Raw genomic sequence first — 17,205 nt, forward strand, 5'->3', positions numbered from 1 at the left:
TTATAAGATGATTAAAGTATATACTGATCATGAGTATTTAAATGAAGATAATAGGAAAAGAATATTTCCATTGCTTTTCGATATGGTTTACAAACCGAATCCCAAAACGCAGGAACATTTTTGCTTTACACGATCTTTAGAAGACGCGAATGTTGCGATATTTCCAGTTGATATAATTTCTTTTTTACATGGAGATCAAAAAAAATATCTTCAGACATGGATTGATGAAGCTTCAAAATATGAAATTGAAATTTGGGTTTATGCAGCTGGAGATTTTGGTGTAGATTTGCAAGGCAGTAACATTAAAACATTTAGATTTGGAGGATTTGATTCAAAGATGAATACTAATTCTCAAATCATGCCTGCATTTATAAATGATCCCTACGATGAAATCATGACAAACGATTTTTATACATTGCCAAAAAAAACAAAGCCAAATATCGGTTTTGTTGGTAATGCCGACGGCTCAATTTTAAAACTTTTTAAAGAATATTTTCTTTATCTGCGTAGAAACTTTCGAGCGATAAAAGTTGGTAAATTTGAGGATTATCATGGCTTTTACCCGTCTAGTTATAAAAGATACCGTTTTCTTGATAAAATGAGTAAAAGTATTAAACTCGATTGCAATTTTATTCTAAGAAAAAAGTATAGAGCCAAAGAAAAAAATGCGGGTAATAGAAAAGATAGTACTTTAGAATTCTTTACCAATATTCAGAATAATTTATATGTTTTTTGTTTAAGAGGAAATGGTAATTTTTCTATTCGTTTTTATGAAGCTTTAATCATGGGAAGAATTCCTGTTTTAGTAGATACAGATGTGCGTCTTCCGTTTGCCAATACAATTAATTGGAGTAAACATTGTTTGCTGGTTTCAGAAAAAAATCTTTTAGAAAAAATAGTATCTTTTCATAATGCCAAATCTCAAGTAGAACTTGAAGCGATGCAATTTGGAAATAGAAAGTTAATAAAAGAAAAATTAAATAGAATAGATTATTTTATTCAATTCTCAAAACAAATATCAAAAGTAAAATGATTTTTTCTTTAGTTGTCTGCACTTATATGCGTCCTGAACCACTTTTAGAGTTGCTAAAATCGGTTAGCAAACAAAGCTTGTATCCAGATGAAATCTTAATTATCGACGGTTCTCTAAATGATGAAACGGACATCCTTTTGCAAAAAAAAAACTTTGCAAATCTAAAGTATTTTTTAGTTTCGAATGAAAATAGAGGTCTTACGAGACAAAGAAATTTTGGGATCTCTAAGGTGAATCCCAATTCTGAATTTATTTCGTTTGTAGACGACGATACTGTTTTAGAATATGATTATTTTGCTAAAATTGTCGAGACTTTCCAGAATAATCCTGACGTAACAGCAGTTGGAGGAATAGCTGTTAATGAAAACAGATGGCAGCAAAAACAACTACAAACAGTTTATAATCAGAAAAAGTATTATTCTTTTGAAGAACACGTTTATAAAGAGGGATTGCGAAATGTAGTTCGAAATTACTTAGGATTAGCATCAAATTTAGGACCTGGAAAGATGCCTTATTTTTCGCATGGAAGAACCTGTGGATTTCCTCTAAATAATAAGACATATGAAGTTGATTTACTTATCGGAATGTCAATGGCATTTCGAAAAAATGTTTATCAGAATATTCAATTTTCAAAATTCTTTGAGGGATATGGTTTGTATGAAGACGCAGATTATAGTCTAAGAGCATTACAATTCGGTAAAAATGTTATCAACACACAAGTAAAATTAAATCATTTTCATGCGCCGTCAGGCCGGCCAAATCATTACAAATATGGTAAAATGGTTGTTAGAAATGGCTGGTATGTCTGGAGAATTAAGAATGAGAAACCCGTTGTAAAGGATCGATTTAAATGGAATGCAATAGTTATATTGTTAGCCTTTATTCGTCTCACAAACATTTTAACTGAAAAGAATAAGAAAGCTGCTTTTGATGAAAGTCTTGGCAGAATAATTGGCTGGTGGATTTTATTGTTTAATAAACCTAAAATGCAATAATGAAGTTTGGAATAATTACTCATGTTAATCATAATAAAAGAGACAATAAATATTTTGGGTATGGTCCATATGTTCGAGAAATGGATATCTGGCTTAATTATGTTGATGAAGTTTTGATTGCAGCACCATTATTGAATAATAAAATAACGGCAATTGATGCCGCTTATAAACACCAAAAGATCCATTTTGAAAAGGTTCCAGAATTTAATTTTATAGGATTAATAAATGTTTTTTACGCCATGTTTAAAATGCCGGTTGTTTTTTGGAAAATTTTTTTTGTAATGTATCAAGCAGATCATATTCATTTAAGATGTCCAGGAAATATGGGGTTATTGGGGTGTTTGGTTCAAATTCTTTTTCCATGGAAAAAAAAGACTGCCAAATATGCAGGAAATTGGGATCCGAAAAGTAAGCAACCCTGGACGTATAAATTGCAGAAGTATATTTTAAACAACACTTTCTTAACCAAGAATATGCAGGTTTTGGTATATGGCAATTGGGAAAATCAATCCAAAAATATAAAGTCATTTTTTACTGCTACTTATTCTGATGTAGAAAAGCAAGCCATTGACAAATTAGATTTAAAAAACGAATCGAGGTTTATTTTTACTGGAAGTTTAGTAGAAGGTAAAAATCCATTATATGCTTTAAAAGTTATAGATGAACTAAAAAAGAAACAATTTAATGTCATTTTAAATATTTATGGAGAAGGATCAGAAAGAATATCTTTAGAAAATTATATCATAAATAATAAATTGGAAGAAAGTGTTTTTTTACATGGCAACCAAAATATAAATGTTGTAAAAGAAGCTTATAAAGAAAGTCATTTTGTAATTTTGCCCTCAAAAAGCGAGGGCTGGCCCAAAACAATTGCAGAAGGTATGTTTTGGGGATGTGTCCCTATTACAACTAAGATTTCATGTCTTCCTTACATGCTTGATTTTGGAAAAAGAGGCCTTTTACTTAGCATGGATCTGAAAAAGGACGTTAGTGAAATACAAAAAATTATTGAAAATGATGAGCAGTTTTTAAAGGCAAGTACAGCGTCCGTAAAATGGTCTCAGAATTATACGACAGATTTGTTTGAATCTGAAATTAAAAAACTTGTGATTGAATGAGGGTCGTTCAAATTATAGATTCTTTAGAAATTGGCGGAGCAGAAAGAATGGCTGTCAATTATGCAAATGCGCTTTCTAAAAAAATCGATTTTTCTGGGCTGGTTGCAACTCGTGCCGAAGGACTTTTGCTGCATCAATTAGATAAAAATGTTCCTTATCTCTTTTTGAATCGAAGGAAAATAGTCGATCTGAAATCTGTTTTTTTATTAAGAAAATTTATAAAAAAAAATAAGATTGATGTTCTTCACGCTCATAGTTCCTCTTTTTTTATTGCGTCTTTGGTTAAAATTACTTTTCCAAAAATTAAAATTGTTTGGCATGATCATTATGGGAATCGTGCACGCGAATCAAAAAAACACCATAGAATGTTGGTTTTTCTTTCCTTTTTTTTTAGTAAAATTTTTGCAGCTAACCATGAATTAAAAAAGTGGAGCGAATTAAATTTAAACTGTCATAAAGTAGTCTTTGTTCCAAATTTTATAATAAAAGAAACAAATTTTACATTACAAAATACTTATCTGAAAGGGAGTCAGGGAAAAAGAATTATACTTTTAGCAAATTTAAAAAATCCCAAAAACCATTTTAAGATTTTAAAAGCTTTTTTTGATTTAAAATTGCATAAAGACAATTGGAGTCTTCATTTTGCAGGAAGAGATTATTTAGATTTGTATTCTGAAAAATTAAAAGATTTTATAAAAACTAATGACCTCGATGGTCATGTGTTTTTTTACGGAGTTATAAGCGACGTTGATTTTGTCTTATCACAATGTTCTATTGGAGTTTTGGCTTCAGCATACGAAGGTTTTCCAGTTTCACTGATAGAATACGGTTTCTCAAATCTAGCTGTTTTGTCTACAAATTCAGGTTATTGCCAGCAAATTATAGAAGATGGTAAAACCGGGTTGTTGTTTGATCCTGAAAATGAGAATGAACTATTTTCTCAATTTCAAAAAATAACACAAAATGAAGGGTTAAGGTTGATTTTAGCAGAGGAGTTAAAAGGCTCTGTTGTAGGAATGTATAGTGAAAATAATATTCTAGAAGCAGTTCTTGTCGAATATCTTAAAATAATAAGATGAAAAATAATTCAATTTCATATAATTTCCTTATTCTAATTCATGCCTTCATTGCTTTTGCGGTTTTTATTATTCCTTTTTTGTCGAAAATTTATAGTGCTTTAATTCCAATAATTGGTTTTTATATAGTCTATAAAAATCAAAACAAGAATAATGAGGCACTTTTTGTTGCCGCATACTTAATAGGAGTAGAAGTTTTTCTCAGAATGACATATGGCAATTTTAATAATGAATATGTCAAATTTCTCGTTATCTTCTTTATGTTTTATGGAATGATGTACAGCAATTTTTCCAGAGATGCAATCATCTATATAATTTTTCTTGCCTTATTACTGCCAGCTATTTTAATTACTAGCACAACTGCCAATCTATCTATTGATGTAAAAAAGGTTCTTTTCTTTAATCTATCCGGGCCTGTTTGTCTGGCCGTATGTTCTTTGTATATGCTTAAACGGAGAATTCTATTTAAGGATTTGCAGAATATGTTAATTACAATGGGACTTCCTATTATTAGCACTACGGTATATTTGTTTTTATACACACCAAGCATAAAAGATGTTGTAACAGGAACACAGTCAAATTTTGAAACCTCTGGAGGTTTTGGTCCGAATCAGGTTTCGACTATTTTGGGTCTTGGAATTTTTATATTCTTTACGCAATTAATTTTATTTTCGAAAACTAAAAAAGATATTTTTATTAATGGAAGCCTACTTATCTTCATAAGCTATAGAGGTATTGTAACTTTTTCAAGAGGAGGAGTTTTCACTGCAATAGCAATGGTTATTTGTCTTTTTGCGGTTGTTTATTATTTCTCTAATGCTAGAGGGAAGAGCAAATTTATTGTAGTTTTTGCTTTAACGGGTTTAATGTCTATTGCAATATGGACTTACAGTTCCTTACGAACAAATGGACTAATTGAGAAACGATATGCCAATAAAGATGCTCGTGGGAGAGAGAAAAAAGATCGTTTAGGAGGCAGGGAAGAGGTTATGAATGCAGAAATAAATTTGTTTTTGAAAAATCCTATTTTTGGCGTAGGAGCTGGAATGAGTAAATCTGAGCGAGTTGAAGAATTAGGACAGGAAGTAGCTTCACACAGTGAAATTACAAGGCTAGGTGCAGAACATGGAGTATTTGGCATATTTGCATTTTTAATTCTTTTTTTTACACCAATCGTGAGTTATATAAATAACAAGCAGCATTTGTATTTTCTATCATTTTTTATATTTTGGATACTGACTATTAACCATGCGGCAATGCGAATAGCTGCCCCTGCTTTTGTATACGCACTATGCCTACTTTCAGTGCAAATAAAAATTCCCGAAGAAACAGAAAATTAATAGATTAGTTATATTTTTTTGCGATACATTTGCTTTGCCCTAACCAAATTAAAACCTACAAGAGATGTTATCAAAAAAGAAAATGCATTTCGAAATCTCGGAGAGGAAGATCTTACTCCTTTCTTTCGATGCTGTTTTTATTGTATTTGCTTTATATTTATTAAGCGCAATCTTTGATTATCATTATTTCGCCTTTGATTTAAGTAGTTCGCTTAGCATACTTTTACTAGTCAGCTATCTTTTTGTCTTTGGTGTAATATTTGAAATCTATAATCTACAGGTAGCAAGCAATCATCTGCAGATTCTGCAAAATGTCGTTTTTACCGCAACAGCCACTGTTTTGGCTTATTTGTTTACGCCTGTTCTTTCTCCGGTACTGCCCAAACAAAGATTAGTAATTGTAATATTTTATTTTACAATATTAATTACATTATTGCTTTGGCGTTTGTTTTATTGCTATTTCCTAGCCTCTCATCGTTTTTCGCAAAATGTTGTTTTGATTTGTGATCAAAGTGAAGTTGAAAAATTAGTCTTAGGATTGGAAAGCGTTGATCCGCATTACAAAATTATTGGTTTCGTTAATTCCGATTCTGTTGCAGATGAAAATTTAGATTTTCATTATGTAAGCGAAATAAAGAAAGAAGATTTAGAACGTTTCGTCTCTACACATTATGTCTCAGAAATTGTAATTGCTTCTCAGAAAACAGATGGTATCACTTCCGACCTATATCAGCAGCTCCTTCATTTATTAGAAAAAGGATATATCATACGCGAATACACACAAGTTTACGAAAGCAAAACACAGCGAATTCCTGTTCATCACATAGAAAGAGATTTTTATAGATTTTTCCCCTTTAGCAGAAGTAATAGTAATAAACTGTACTTGTCTTTGGTTCGTCTTATCGAACTCATGTTTTCTATTCTGGGGCTTTTAATCAGTCTATTTTTTATTCCGATAATTTTCCTCTGCAATCTATTTGCCAATAAAGGAAGCCTTTTTTACACTCAAGAAAGAGTAGGGAAAAATGGAGTAGTCTTCGAGATTTATAAGTTTAGAACCATGACTGAGAATTCAGAAGCAAATGGAGCTGTTTTTGCGACTCATAATGACAAAAGAGTTACTCCATTTGGTAAATTTATGCGGAAGTCTAGAATTGATGAACTTCCTCAATTTATTAATGTCTTAAAAGGAGATATGGGCGTAATTGGCCCGAGGCCTGAACGTCCTTTTTTTGTTGAGGAAATTGCCGCTGTAATGCCTTTTTATGAAACACGTCACGTAATTAAACCTGGACTTACTGGATGGGCACAGGTTAATTATTCTTATGGAGAATCAATTGACGAAAGTTTGGTTAAACTTCAGTACGATTTGTATTACATCAAACACAGAAGCATATTTCTCGACCTAAGTATTACTTTCAAAACCATTACGACGGTTTTATTCTACAGGGGTCAATAAAAGTTTTAGATTATAATCGGAATTGGTTTTTTGTTGCGGATTGCGGTTCGCACTAAAACCACTCCGCTTGTAATGATCAACGGTAAAGTGATAAAGAAATGTGCCTTATTGATTAAAAATAAAAAGTAAATCACTAACAGGACAAAGTTGATCAGCGAAAATCGATACGTCCATAGTTTGTTTTTGAAAATTGAAAACAAAACTAAAACCAATAAAAGCGGACTAAAAAGCAATACATTATAATTCATCGCCAGCTCTTGGTGGAATGAATAAAATCCCATTATTACAAAGAATATCCCCATTAAGGATAAAATCAAAAAATAGATTTTATCTACTGTTTTGTTTCTAGCAAAGATTACAAAAAGCAGAATAAAGAGATATGTGTAAATGTTATTCCACCAAGATTTCGGTGTTTCTTTCGTAAATTCTAATAGCGTTTTGCTTTTAGCTGCAAGAGGTTTATTCTGGAAAGTGGTTTTATCTAAACTGTTTTTCAATTCAAATGGAAGGAAAATTCTGGTTCCCATTTGATCAACTTTAGTTCCGAAAATAATGCTAGTTCCTAATTGATCATAAAAATGTCCGTCAAAATAAGGAAATAGGATAGAACGATAGGTCTTGTCTGTGTCTCCTTTTTTAGTTATTGCATTTTGATTTAGTGATTTATTTATAACATCAACAACCATCGAGGTGCAATTTTTATCAATAAATTTATAAGTATAATATCTTTCTTCAGAAAATAAAGAATGATTCAGATTGTCAAATATTTTTTGTTTTAAAGGAAGACCAATGAGAAGTTCTTGTTCATAAACACTTCGTTTATCATTGCTATATTCACTTATAAAATCAGAAAAAGGATGAGTAATAATAAAATATTGTAAATCGCCTTTCGCGAATTTGGCAACGAAATTAGGGGTTCTAAAATCAAATGCGCCATAATTATAAACGATATCAATATTATTTGATGGATCAAATACTCGAACAGCGGTATGTCCAAAATAAGAATAAGTCTCATTTCCAAGTCCGCAAGTCAAAATGCTTATTTTGGCGTCTTTAGATAAAGGTAAACTTTGGCTGAAACCAATAAAACTTGCTAAGAATAATAAAATAAAAAGTGCTTTTTTGAACATGACAGTTTTCATGATTTAAAATTTTAAATGTTTTATGGTTTCTAATTATCTAAAGATACCCAAATCTACTTTTAACGAAAAAATATTAGAATATAATGCGGTACTTTGGTTTCCTAAATCAGTCAAAGCGTAATCAATTTGTATGCCTTTATATCTAAATCCCAAACCAATATTAGGCTGAAAATTTACTTTTTCGGTGTTATCCAGCTGCGTTACATTCTGAAAGTTTCCTGCTCCAGCGCGCACAAAAACTAAATCGGTATAACCAAACTCAAACCCTAGAGCTGGGTCTATACTTATAGCTTTTGAAGAAATAATGTCATTTGTCTGTTCAAAACGCATATTTAAGTTAGCTGAGGTCACAAGACTGCATTCGTTATGAAAATCAAATCTTTTTGAAACTCCAAATTGTGCTTTTGGCAATGTTATCTCTGTGCTTTCTGGCAAAGTATTATTTTCTCCCGGAATTGCATTGGCGATTTTTTCATATTCTTCTTCATCAATATTCCAAACGTTGTAAGTTGTAGTGATGTCGCGAAGCATTAAACCAAATTTCCAATCATTTCTTTCAAATTGAAGTCCAATATCAAATCCAAAACCCCACGAATTGACAAATTTTCCAATTACTCTTCGAATTACTTTTGCGTTTACACCGTATTGAAATCCGTCAACAGGCAGTTTTCTTGCATAAGAAAAAGTAAAACCATAATCTGCGGTAGAGAAGAGGCTGATTCTATTATAATCAATATTTCCTTGATTATCGATTAATTGCGTCGTGTCCATAATGTCGTCTACCCCAAAACGAATCATCGAAATTCCCCAAGCACTTCTGTCGTCAATTGGACTTGCGTAACCAATGTAATCGTATTGCGCAATATTGGCAAAGTAGCTGGCATGCATTAAAGCGATTTGATGATCTTCGAGATGCGTCAAACCTGCTGGATTCCAGTAAACTGCATTTACGTCATTTGAAGAGGCAGTTACGGCACTTGCCATTCCAAGAGCAGCAGCATCGACCCCAATATTCATAAATTCATTCGAATATTTTCGAACGGTTTGTGCATACTGAAAAGTACAACTCCAAAAGAATAAAAACACTAAATATTTCTTCAACGTATATGTTTTTGCAGATCGAGGCCTGTTTTAAAAATTTTTATCAAAAATATAATATTTTACTCATCTAATAAGTTCCTTTGCTTAAATATTCCCAAAGTCGCGCTTCGAAATAAAAAACTCTCGAAAAAACTCGTTTTGCATCCAGTTATTATACTAAATTTGTTCTCTGCCATTATCAAATTTTTAAGCTATGAATATCAAAAAGCATATCCCAAATCTAATTACATTAATAAATCTTTTCTGCGGTTGTGTCGCAATTGTTTATGTTTCTCAGAACGATTATTTAATGGCTTTTTATATGGTTTGCTTAGGAATCTTTTTTGATTTCTTTGATGGTTTTTTTGCCAGATTATTTAAAGTGTCAAGTCCGCTTGGGTTGCAGTTGGATTCTTTGGCAGATATGGTAACAAGCGGTGTAACGCCTGGATATGTGATGTACAGCATGTTTACCAACAGCGCACATGAATTAGGATCGCATCCAGCAATTCCGTTTTTAGGATTTATTATCACTTTGGGATCTTGCTATCGTTTGGCTAATTTTAACATCGATACACGTCAGACGGATTCTTTTATCGGATTGCCTACGCCTGCAAACGCTTTGTTTATTTTAAGCCTTCCTTTGGTAATTTCATTTTCAGATTCGTTAATGGTTTTAGAAATTTTAACCAATCAATGGGTTTTATTGGTGATAACGCTGTGTAGTGCTTATATTTTAAATGCTGAAATTCCGTTGTTTGCTTTAAAAATTAAAAAATTTAGTTTTAAAGAAAACGCACTTCAAATTGTATTTTTGATCATTTCTGTACTAATGATTGTGTTGCTTCAATATATGGCAATTCCATTGATTATTGCTTTTTATGTATTGCTGTCGATCATTAATAATCTTTTTTTGAAAAAGTAATTCTGTTTAATGGCAAGAAAAACGACTTATCGTAAAACATATTCAAGAAAACCAGCTGGAAGATCTTTTCTAAGCAGACTTTTTCGAGGACTTTTATTGATTTTTTTCGGACTTTTATTCATTGGGATAATTTATCATTATCGCAAAGGGCTTGCTTATTATTTAGGTTTTAGAACAGAAAAAGTTTTAGAAGAGGATGAGGTTGATAAACATCTTTCTGATGTGCGAAATATTCGAGTTCTCGAAAATCATAAGGGAAAAGTAATTGGAATTGATGTTTCTGAATTTCAAGGAAAGGTAGATTGGGAAGAAGTCGAAATCTTGGACGAAAAATATCCTGTCCAGTTTGTTTTTATCCGTGCAACTGCTGGAAATGATCGTGTAGATAGGCAATTTAAAAGAAATTGGGAAGGTGCAAAAGAGAATAAAATTATGCGTGGCGCCTATCATTATTATCGCCCAAACGAAAATTCTATTGAACAGGCAGATCTATTCATTAAAACAGTAAAATTGCAGAAAGGAGATCTTCCGCCTGTTTTAGATATTGAAAAATTACCTAAAAATCAGCCTTTGGACAGTTTAAAAAAAGGCTTGAAACGTTGGTTGAATAAAGTTGAAAAACATTATCAAGTACGCCCAATAATTTATTCTGGAGAAAGATATTATTCAGATTTTTTAAAAGAAGAATTCGGAGATTATTTGTTCTGGATTGCGAATTATAATTTCTACAGAGAGAAAATTGAAGATGATTGGCTGTTTTGGCAGTTTACAGAAAAAGCTTCTCTGCCAGGAATCAAACATCGCGTTGATGTTAATATTTACAACGGCGATTTAGAACAATTGCATTTTATTACAGTGGAATAATAAAAGCCTTCAGTTTTCAGAGAGTATTTGATAAAACCAAAATAACAATTATTATAAAAGGCAACAGAAGCATTACAGAATACGGATTGGCAAAATTTATAGTATAACCCATCCATTGAATCTTTTTAGGAGGAAGCAATCTTTTGTCTTTTGGGTTATAATAACAGGTATTGAAGAAATACCAATTCTTTGGGTCTTTATGCCAATTATCGTAATCTTCCTGAGTTGGTTTTTCTGATTTCATTTTAAATTAGTTTGCAGTTACGGTCACAGTTTTCAGTTTCTATTGAGACTGTAAACTGAGACTGCGACTGAATACTTTTTTCTAAAATTCCAATTTCTTTTTACGAAGCTCGAAGTTTTGTCCAAGATAAACACGACGAACCATTTCGTCTTCTACCAATTCTTCTGGAACTCCAGCTTTTAGAATTCCTCCTTCAAACATTAGATATGTTTTATCCGTAATGGCTAAAGTTTCCTGAACGTTGTGATCGGTAATTAAGATTCCGATATTTTTATTTTTTAATTGCGCTACAATTCGCTGAATATCTTCAACCGCAACAGGGTCAACTCCAGCAAAAGGTTCGTCCAATAAAATAAATTTAGGGTCAGTTGCCAATGCACGCGCGATTTCGGTACGACGACGCTCGCCTCCAGAAAGCAAATCGCCTCGGTTTGTGCGAATATGTTCTAAGCTGAATTCTTCAATTAAGCTTTCCATTTTAGCAATTTGAGCTTCTTTAGAAAGTTTCGTTAATTGTAAAACGCTCAAGATATTGTCTTCAATACTTAATTTTCTAAAAACAGAAGCTTCTTGTGCCAAATAACCAATTCCCTGTTGAGCACGTTTGTACATTGGGTAGTCGGTAATATTTAAATCATCAAGAAAAATATTTCCTTGATTTGGTTTTACCAATCCTACAATCATATAGAATGACGTTGTTTTTCCAGCTCCATTTGGCCCTAAAAGCCCCACAATTTCTCCTTGATTTACTTCAACAGAAATTCCTTTTACAACACTACGTCCTTTATAGGTTTTGATTAAATTATCGGCTCTTAGCTTCATTTTTTTAATTAGATAATATCTTAATTAGATAATGTGTCAATTTGATAATGAGATAATTATTATCTCTGTTGGCAAAATAAGATAAAATAAATTAATCAATTAAACGAATTAACATATCGTATGAAAATTATCTAATTGACTAATTATCTTTATTCTCTAATTATTTGCCCTGCTCTTCAAGTGCTTCCCAGAATTCGTAAGCTCTTCTTAAATGAGGAATAACAATTGTTCCTCCAACAAGAGTGGCAATTCCCATTGCTTCCATCATTTCTTCTTTAGAAACACCTTCTTTATAGCTTGTTTCTAAATGGTATTTTACACAGTCGTCACATCTTAAAACTGTAGAGGCTACCAAACCTAAAAGTTCTTTCGTTTTTACGTCAAGAGCACCTTCTGCGTATGCATTAGTGTCAAGATTAAAAATTCGCTTTACAATTTTGTTGTTGTCAGCAAGCAGTTTTTCGTTCATTCTAGAACGATAGTCGTTAAATTCTTGAACTATATCAGACATTTTCTTTTAATTTATTTTTATAGACAATCTTCGAAATTAGGATACTAACCTCGTAAATAATTAACATTGGAATTGCAACAATAGTCTGGCTCACAACATCAGGTGGTGTTACAATAGCAGCGATGATCAAAATCAATATTACAGCGTATTTCCAATATTTTCTTAAGAATTCAGGAGTAACTAATCCTAGTTTTGTTAAGAAATAAATGGCAATTGGGAGTTCAAAAAAGATGGCACTTCCCAAAATACTTGTTTTTACCATTCCCATATAAGATTCCAGCGTGAATTGGTTTTTTACGACATCACTTACAGAGAATGTTGCAACGAAGTTTATCGACATCGGAATTACAACAAAATACCCAAATAATACTCCTAAAAAGAAAAGTAAAGAAGAAACAAAGATGAATAATTTTGCATTTTTTCTTTCTTTCTCATAAAGTGCTGGGCTGATAAACTTCCAGATTTCCCACAATATGTAAGGGAAACTCAAAATAAAACCTGCTAGAAGGCACATCCAAACAAAGATGTTTACTTGGCCTTCCATTTCGGTATTCTGAATAATGAAATTCAGTTCTGTAATACAGATGCTGTCAGCAAATCCTAATGAATGAGATAAGTCACAAAACCAAACATACGTAAAGAATGTTGGTCTAATTGGACCCAAAATAATTTGATCAAATAAATAATCACTAATAAAATAAGTAACAATTGCCATTATAATTGTTGCAAGTGTACTTCTAACCAATAACCATCTTAATTCCTCAAGATGATCTAAAAATGACATCTCGCCAAGATTTTTCTTTGCCATTATACGATTCCTTCTTTTAAAATGTCATGTAAATGTAAAACTCCTTTGTATTCTCCATTATCCGCAACAATCAATTGTGTGATTGAAAAGTCTTCTAGAATATTTAAAGCATCCACAGCCATAGTTTCAGACGAAACTACTTTTGGATTTTTTGACATAATATCTTTTGCGGTTAAATCTGCAATAGTATCTACGTCGTTTAGCATTCTTCGGATGTCTCCATCGGTAATAATTCCAACAATTTTATTGTCTTCAATTACTGCAGTAACTCCTAATCTTTTTTCAGAGATTTCGAAAATTGTTTTTTTGATAGAAGTGTCCGGAGTAACAGCTGGTTTTAATGAATGCTCGATCATATCTTTTACGCGAAGCAGTAATTTTTTTCCTAAAGCACCTCCAGGATGATAAACCGCAAAATCTTCTGGTTTGAAATCACGCATTTCCATTAAACAAACTGCTAAAGCGTCACCCATTACAAGTTGAGCAGTAGTACTATTTGTTGGAGCTAAATTGATAGGGCAAGCTTCTGTGTCAACAGTTGTATTTAAAACCAAATCAGAGCCTTTTGCTAAGAATGAAGTTGTGTTTCCTGTAATGGCAATCAAAGTATTTCCGAATCTTTTTAATAAAGGTACGAGGACTTTAATTTCTGGACTATTCCCGCTTTTAGAAATACAAATAATAACATCATCGTTTTGTATCATTCCTAAATCTCCGTGGATAGCTTCTGCGGCGTGCAAAAACATAGAAGGGGTTCCAGTTGAGTTAAAAGTGGCTACCATTTTTTGAGCAATAATGGCGCTTTTTCCAATTCCTGTAACGATTAGACGTCCTTTAGATTCGTATATGCGTTGGACAGCTTCGTAAAAATTTTCGTCCAAAAAATCAATTAGTTTTGTAATTGCTTCACTTTCAGAGAGTATTGTTTTCTTGGCGATCGCCAATATATTTTCTTTTGTGATCAAAACAGAATATTTAAAATTTGTATGTATAAAAGAAAGTTGTATCTTTATGTGTTGCAAATTTATACAAAATACCATTAATATAGAGAATGAATTCAAATGAAATTGAAATACATAAAGAATTAAAGAAGTATTTCGGCTTTAGCCAATTTAAAGGCTTGCAGGAGCAAGTCATTACGAGCATTTTAGACGGAAAGAATACATTCGTAATTATGCCGACCGGTGGAGGAAAGTCTCTTTGCTACCAATTACCGGCTTTAATTCAAGAAGGAACAGCAATTGTTGTTTCTCCATTAATTGCTTTGATGAAAAATCAGGTTGATGCAATTCGAAGCCTTTCGTCTGAAAATGGAATTGCACATGTATTAAACTCCTCTCTAACTAAAACAGAAATTGCTCAGGTTAAAAAAGATATTACATCTGGATTGACCAAACTTTTGTATGTCGCCCCTGAATCATTAACAAAAGAAGAATATGTTGCTTTTTTACAAAGCGTGCCTATTTCTTTTGTGGCCATTGATGAGGCGCACTGTATCTCAGAATGGGGACATGATTTTAGGCCAGAGTATAGAAATCTGCGAAATATAATTAAGCAGCTGGGTAAAGTGCCAATTATTGGACTTACCGCAACCGCAACACCAAAGGTTCAGGAAGATATTCTGAAAAACCTTGACATGGCCGATGCCAATACTTTTAAAGCATCGTTCAACAGACCGAACTTGTATTATGAAGTTCGTACCAAAACAAAAAATATTGAGTCGGATATTATTCGATTTATCAAACAGCATAAAGGCAAATCTGGAATTATTTACTGCTTAAGCCGTAAAAAAGTAGAATCGATTGCCGAAGTTTTACAAGTAAACGGAATCAGTGCTGTTCCTTATCATGCAGGTTTAGATGCCAAAACCCGCGCCAAACATCAAGATATGTTTTTGATGGAAGATGTTGATGTCGTTGTAGCAACAATAGCTTTCGGAATGGGAATCGATAAACCAGACGTTCGTTTTGTAATTCACCATGATATTCCGAAATCTCTTGAAAGTTATTACCAAGAAACCGGTCGCGCAGGACGTGACGGTGGAGAAGGGCATTGTCTAGCGTATTACTCTTATAAAGATGTAGAAAAGCTAGAGAAATTTATGTCTGGAAAACCAGTTGCCGAACAAGAAATTGGTTTTGCACTTTTGCAAGAAGTGGTGGCTTACGCCGAAACTTCAATGTCGCGTAGAAAATTCCTTCTTCATTATTTCGGTGAAGAATTTGACAGTGAAACTGGCGAAGGAGCCGATATGGACGACAATGTTCGCAACCCGAAACATAAAGTTGAAGCCAAAGATCAAGTAGTTAAATTGCTTGAAATTGTTCGCGATACCAAACATATTTACAAATCAAAAGAAATTGTATTTACTTTAATTGGCCGTATCAATGCGGTTATTAAAGCGCATAAAACAGATACACAGCCTTATTTTGGTTCTGGTTCAGACCACGACGAAAAATACTGGATGGCATTGTTGAGACAAGTTTTGGTAACAGGACTTTTGTCAAAAGACATTGAGACTTACGGTGTAATAAAAATTACAAAGGAAGGTTTAGATTTTATCAAAAAGCCAGTTTCGTTTATGATGTCTGAAGATCATGAATATACCGAAGCCGATGATGAAACTATTGTCACAGGAGGCAAATCTTCTGGAACAGCAGACGAAGTTTTAACTGGAATGCTTCGCGAACTTCGTAAAAAAGTAGCTAAAAAACTTGGAGTTCCTCCATTCGTAGTTTTCCAAGATCCTTCAATCGAAGATATGGCTTTAAAATATCCGATAACAATTCAGGAATTATATAATATTCATGGTGTTGGTGAAGGAAAAGCTAAAAAATATGGAAGCGAATTCGTAGCTTTAATTAGCCGATATGTTGAGGATAATGATATTATTCGTCCAGACGATTTAGTTGTTAAATCTACAGGAGTAAATTCTGCTAACAAATTATACATCATTCAGAATATTGATAGAAAACTTCCATTAAGTGATATTGCTTCCGCGAAAGGTTTAACGATGGATGCTTTGATCAAAGAAATGGAACAGATTGTTTATTCTGGAACAAAACTGAACATCAAATATTGGTTAGATGATATCTTGGACGACGATCAACAGGAAGAAATTCATGATTATTTCATGGAATCTGAATCTGATAAAATCGAAGACGCACTAAAAGAATTTGATGGCGATTACGATATTGATGAATTGCGTTTAATGCGTATAAAGTTTATTAGCGAGGTAGCGAATTAAAAAGTTTACAGTCGCAGTTTACGGTCTCAGTAAACTGCGACTTAAAATTAGTCTCAGTGCAAAACTGTAAACTGTGACCGAAAACTGAAAACTACTCGTAGAGTTCCCCACGATGTGGTTTCAAAGCATCTCTTACTTGAATCATATTTTCGTCTGTTACAACCATAAAAGCAATGGCGTACATTTCGTCTATGACTTTATATCCCGTAATATTTAAGGGCAATTTTTCTATTGCGATATATTCTTTTAAATGAATTTCGTGGTGTTCAGCAGTTTTAGCTGAAGCTGGTCCGCGGAAATCCCAGATTAGTTTTATTTTTCTTGACATTTTTTTAAGTTTCAAAGTGACATAGCGACAAAGGTACAAAGTCTTTATTAAAGATTCTGAGAAGCTAAGATTCTGAGCTTTTTTCTGTAGAAAACAAACCGCAATGCGCGTAACCATTCTTGAAGAAATCTTTTTAATCCAATTAATCTGTGGCTAAAAATAAATAGTAAGATTTTAGGAAGAGTAAATTTGCTGCTTAACTAACCGCAAAGT

General features: G+C 32.6%; 17 protein-coding genes. 9 read left to right on the forward strand and 8 right to left on the reverse strand.

Translation table 11 applies throughout. The features are described from left to right. The first annotated feature begins 7 nt into the window (after positions 1–7). From FF52_RS07885 to FF52_RS07910, 6 genes are all read left to right on the forward strand, one after another. A complete protein-coding gene (locus FF52_RS07885) occupies positions 8–1,033 on the forward strand; it encodes an exostosin domain-containing protein (protein ID WP_008464429.1) in 1,026 nt (341 codons plus the stop codon). Next, positions 1,030–2,028, forward strand: a complete 999-nt coding sequence (locus FF52_RS07890) for a glycosyltransferase family 2 protein (RefSeq protein ID WP_008464430.1) — start codon at positions 1,030–1,032, stop codon at positions 2,026–2,028. Before FF52_RS07885 ends, FF52_RS07890 begins: the two co-directional genes overlap by 4 nt. Beyond that, positions 2,028–3,146: a glycosyltransferase family 4 protein gene (locus tag FF52_RS07895; RefSeq protein WP_008464432.1), complete on the forward strand. Its 1,119-nt coding sequence runs from the start codon at positions 2,028–2,030 to the stop codon at positions 3,144–3,146. Before FF52_RS07890 ends, FF52_RS07895 begins: the two co-directional genes overlap by 1 nt. Then, a complete protein-coding gene (locus FF52_RS07900) occupies positions 3,143–4,225 on the forward strand; it encodes a glycosyltransferase (RefSeq protein ID WP_008464434.1) in 1,083 nt (360 codons plus the stop codon). Before FF52_RS07895 ends, FF52_RS07900 begins: the two co-directional genes overlap by 4 nt. Further along, positions 4,222–5,562 (forward strand): O-antigen ligase family protein, encoded by a 1,341-nt coding sequence (locus FF52_RS07905; protein ID WP_008464436.1) that lies wholly within the window; start codon positions 4,222–4,224, stop codon positions 5,560–5,562. The genes FF52_RS07900 and FF52_RS07905 overlap by 4 nt, the downstream gene beginning before the upstream one ends. 64 nt (positions 5,563–5,626) lie before the next feature. Further along, on the forward strand, positions 5,627–7,021 hold the full coding sequence (locus FF52_RS07910; RefSeq protein WP_008464437.1) for a sugar transferase: 1,395 nt from the start codon (positions 5,627–5,629) through the stop codon (positions 7,019–7,021). A gap of 5 nt (positions 7,022–7,026) precedes the next feature. Here the strand turns inward: FF52_RS07910 and FF52_RS07915 are convergent, their stop codons facing one another. Then, positions 7,027–8,163 (reverse strand): DUF4105 domain-containing protein, encoded by a 1,137-nt coding sequence (locus FF52_RS07915; RefSeq protein WP_008464438.1) that lies wholly within the window; start codon positions 8,161–8,163, stop codon positions 7,027–7,029. A 33-nt stretch (positions 8,164–8,196) separates the two neighbouring features. Continuing rightward, complete coding sequence (locus FF52_RS07920) at positions 8,197–9,180, reverse strand: PorV/PorQ family protein (RefSeq protein ID WP_008464439.1); 984 nt, start codon at positions 9,178–9,180, stop codon at positions 8,197–8,199. Positions 9,181–9,457: 277 nt separating this feature from the next. Between FF52_RS07920 and FF52_RS07925 the strand changes: the two genes are divergently transcribed. Continuing rightward, on the forward strand, positions 9,458–10,168 hold the full coding sequence (locus tag FF52_RS07925; protein WP_008464440.1) for a CDP-alcohol phosphatidyltransferase family protein: 711 nt from the start codon (positions 9,458–9,460) through the stop codon (positions 10,166–10,168). A 9-nt stretch (positions 10,169–10,177) separates the two neighbouring features. Next, a complete protein-coding gene (locus FF52_RS07930) occupies positions 10,178–11,032 on the forward strand; it encodes a glycoside hydrolase family 25 protein (protein ID WP_008464441.1) in 855 nt (284 codons plus the stop codon). A 16-nt stretch (positions 11,033–11,048) separates the two neighbouring features. Here the strand turns inward: FF52_RS07930 and FF52_RS07935 are convergent, their stop codons facing one another. The 5 genes from FF52_RS07935 to FF52_RS07955 form a co-directional block, all read right to left on the reverse strand. After that, complete coding sequence (locus FF52_RS07935; RefSeq protein ID WP_008464442.1) at positions 11,049–11,276, reverse strand: DUF5808 domain-containing protein; 228 nt, start codon at positions 11,274–11,276, stop codon at positions 11,049–11,051. Positions 11,277–11,357: 81 nt separating this feature from the next. Then, positions 11,358–12,098: an LPS export ABC transporter ATP-binding protein gene (lptB, locus tag FF52_RS07940; RefSeq protein ID WP_008464443.1), complete on the reverse strand. Its 741-nt coding sequence runs from the start codon at positions 12,096–12,098 to the stop codon at positions 11,358–11,360. 160 nt (positions 12,099–12,258) lie between these two features. After that, complete coding sequence (locus FF52_RS07945) at positions 12,259–12,609, reverse strand: carboxymuconolactone decarboxylase family protein (protein WP_008464444.1); 351 nt, start codon at positions 12,607–12,609, stop codon at positions 12,259–12,261. Next, positions 12,602–13,417 carry a twin-arginine translocase subunit TatC gene (gene tatC / locus FF52_RS07950; RefSeq protein ID WP_008464445.1) on the reverse strand — a complete coding sequence of 272 codons (816 nt, stop codon included), beginning with the start codon at positions 13,415–13,417 and terminating at the stop codon, positions 12,602–12,604. The genes FF52_RS07945 and tatC overlap by 8 nt, the downstream gene beginning before the upstream one ends. After that, a complete protein-coding gene (locus FF52_RS07955; protein WP_008464447.1) occupies positions 13,417–14,382 on the reverse strand; it encodes a KpsF/GutQ family sugar-phosphate isomerase in 966 nt (321 codons plus the stop codon). Before FF52_RS07955 ends, tatC begins: the two co-directional genes overlap by 1 nt. Positions 14,383–14,468: 86 nt before the next feature. On the opposite strand from FF52_RS07955, the gene recQ reads away from it, so the two are divergent. Continuing rightward, a complete protein-coding gene (gene recQ, locus FF52_RS07960; RefSeq protein WP_008464450.1) occupies positions 14,469–16,664 on the forward strand; it encodes a DNA helicase RecQ in 2,196 nt (731 codons plus the stop codon). A 91-nt stretch (positions 16,665–16,755) separates the two neighbouring features. Here the strand turns inward: recQ and FF52_RS07965 are convergent, their stop codons facing one another. After that, the gene (locus FF52_RS07965) at positions 16,756–16,992 is read right to left on the reverse strand and encodes a hypothetical protein (RefSeq protein WP_008464452.1); all 237 of its coding nucleotides are present in this window, start codon (positions 16,990–16,992) and stop codon (positions 16,756–16,758) included. Positions 16,993–17,205: the final 213 nt, after the last annotated feature.

This window comes from Flavobacterium sp. F52 (assembly GCF_000278705.1).
Classification (GTDB): Bacteria; Bacteroidota; Bacteroidia; order Flavobacteriales; family Flavobacteriaceae; genus Flavobacterium; species Flavobacterium anhuiense.

Bases quoted from the DNA above. Each gene is read 5' to 3' on its own strand.
- FF52_RS07885 (WP_008464429.1), top strand. From the start codon at position 8: ATGATTAAAGTATATACTGATCATGAGTATTTAAATGAAGATAATAGG.
- FF52_RS07890 (WP_008464430.1), top strand. From the start codon at position 1,030: ATGATTTTTTCTTTAGTTGTCTGCACTTATATGCGTCCTGAACCACTT.
- FF52_RS07895 (WP_008464432.1), top strand. From the start codon at position 2,028: ATGAAGTTTGGAATAATTACTCATGTTAATCATAATAAAAGAGACAAT.
- FF52_RS07900 (WP_008464434.1), top strand. From the start codon at position 3,143: ATGAGGGTCGTTCAAATTATAGATTCTTTAGAAATTGGCGGAGCAGAA.
- FF52_RS07905 (WP_008464436.1), top strand. From the start codon at position 4,222: ATGAAAAATAATTCAATTTCATATAATTTCCTTATTCTAATTCATGCC.
- FF52_RS07910 (WP_008464437.1), top strand. From the start codon at position 5,627: ATGTTATCAAAAAAGAAAATGCATTTCGAAATCTCGGAGAGGAAGATC.
- FF52_RS07915 (WP_008464438.1), bottom strand. From the start codon at position 8,163: ATGAAAACTGTCATGTTCAAAAAAGCACTTTTTATTTTATTATTCTTA.
- FF52_RS07920 (WP_008464439.1), bottom strand. From the start codon at position 9,180: ATGAATATTGGGGTCGATGCTGCTGCTCTTGGAATGGCAAGTGCCGTA.
- FF52_RS07925 (WP_008464440.1), top strand. From the start codon at position 9,458: ATGAATATCAAAAAGCATATCCCAAATCTAATTACATTAATAAATCTT.
- FF52_RS07930 (WP_008464441.1), top strand. From the start codon at position 10,178: ATGGCAAGAAAAACGACTTATCGTAAAACATATTCAAGAAAACCAGCT.
- FF52_RS07935 (WP_008464442.1), bottom strand. From the start codon at position 11,276: ATGAAATCAGAAAAACCAACTCAGGAAGATTACGATAATTGGCATAAA.
- lptB (WP_008464443.1), bottom strand. From the start codon at position 12,098: ATGAAGCTAAGAGCCGATAATTTAATCAAAACCTATAAAGGACGTAGT.
- FF52_RS07945 (WP_008464444.1), bottom strand. From the start codon at position 12,609: ATGTCTGATATAGTTCAAGAATTTAACGACTATCGTTCTAGAATGAAC.
- tatC (WP_008464445.1), bottom strand. From the start codon at position 13,417: ATGGCAAAGAAAAATCTTGGCGAGATGTCATTTTTAGATCATCTTGAG.
- recQ (WP_008464450.1), top strand. From the start codon at position 14,469: ATGAATTCAAATGAAATTGAAATACATAAAGAATTAAAGAAGTATTTC.
- FF52_RS07965 (WP_008464452.1), bottom strand. From the start codon at position 16,992: ATGTCAAGAAAAATAAAACTAATCTGGGATTTCCGCGGACCAGCTTCA.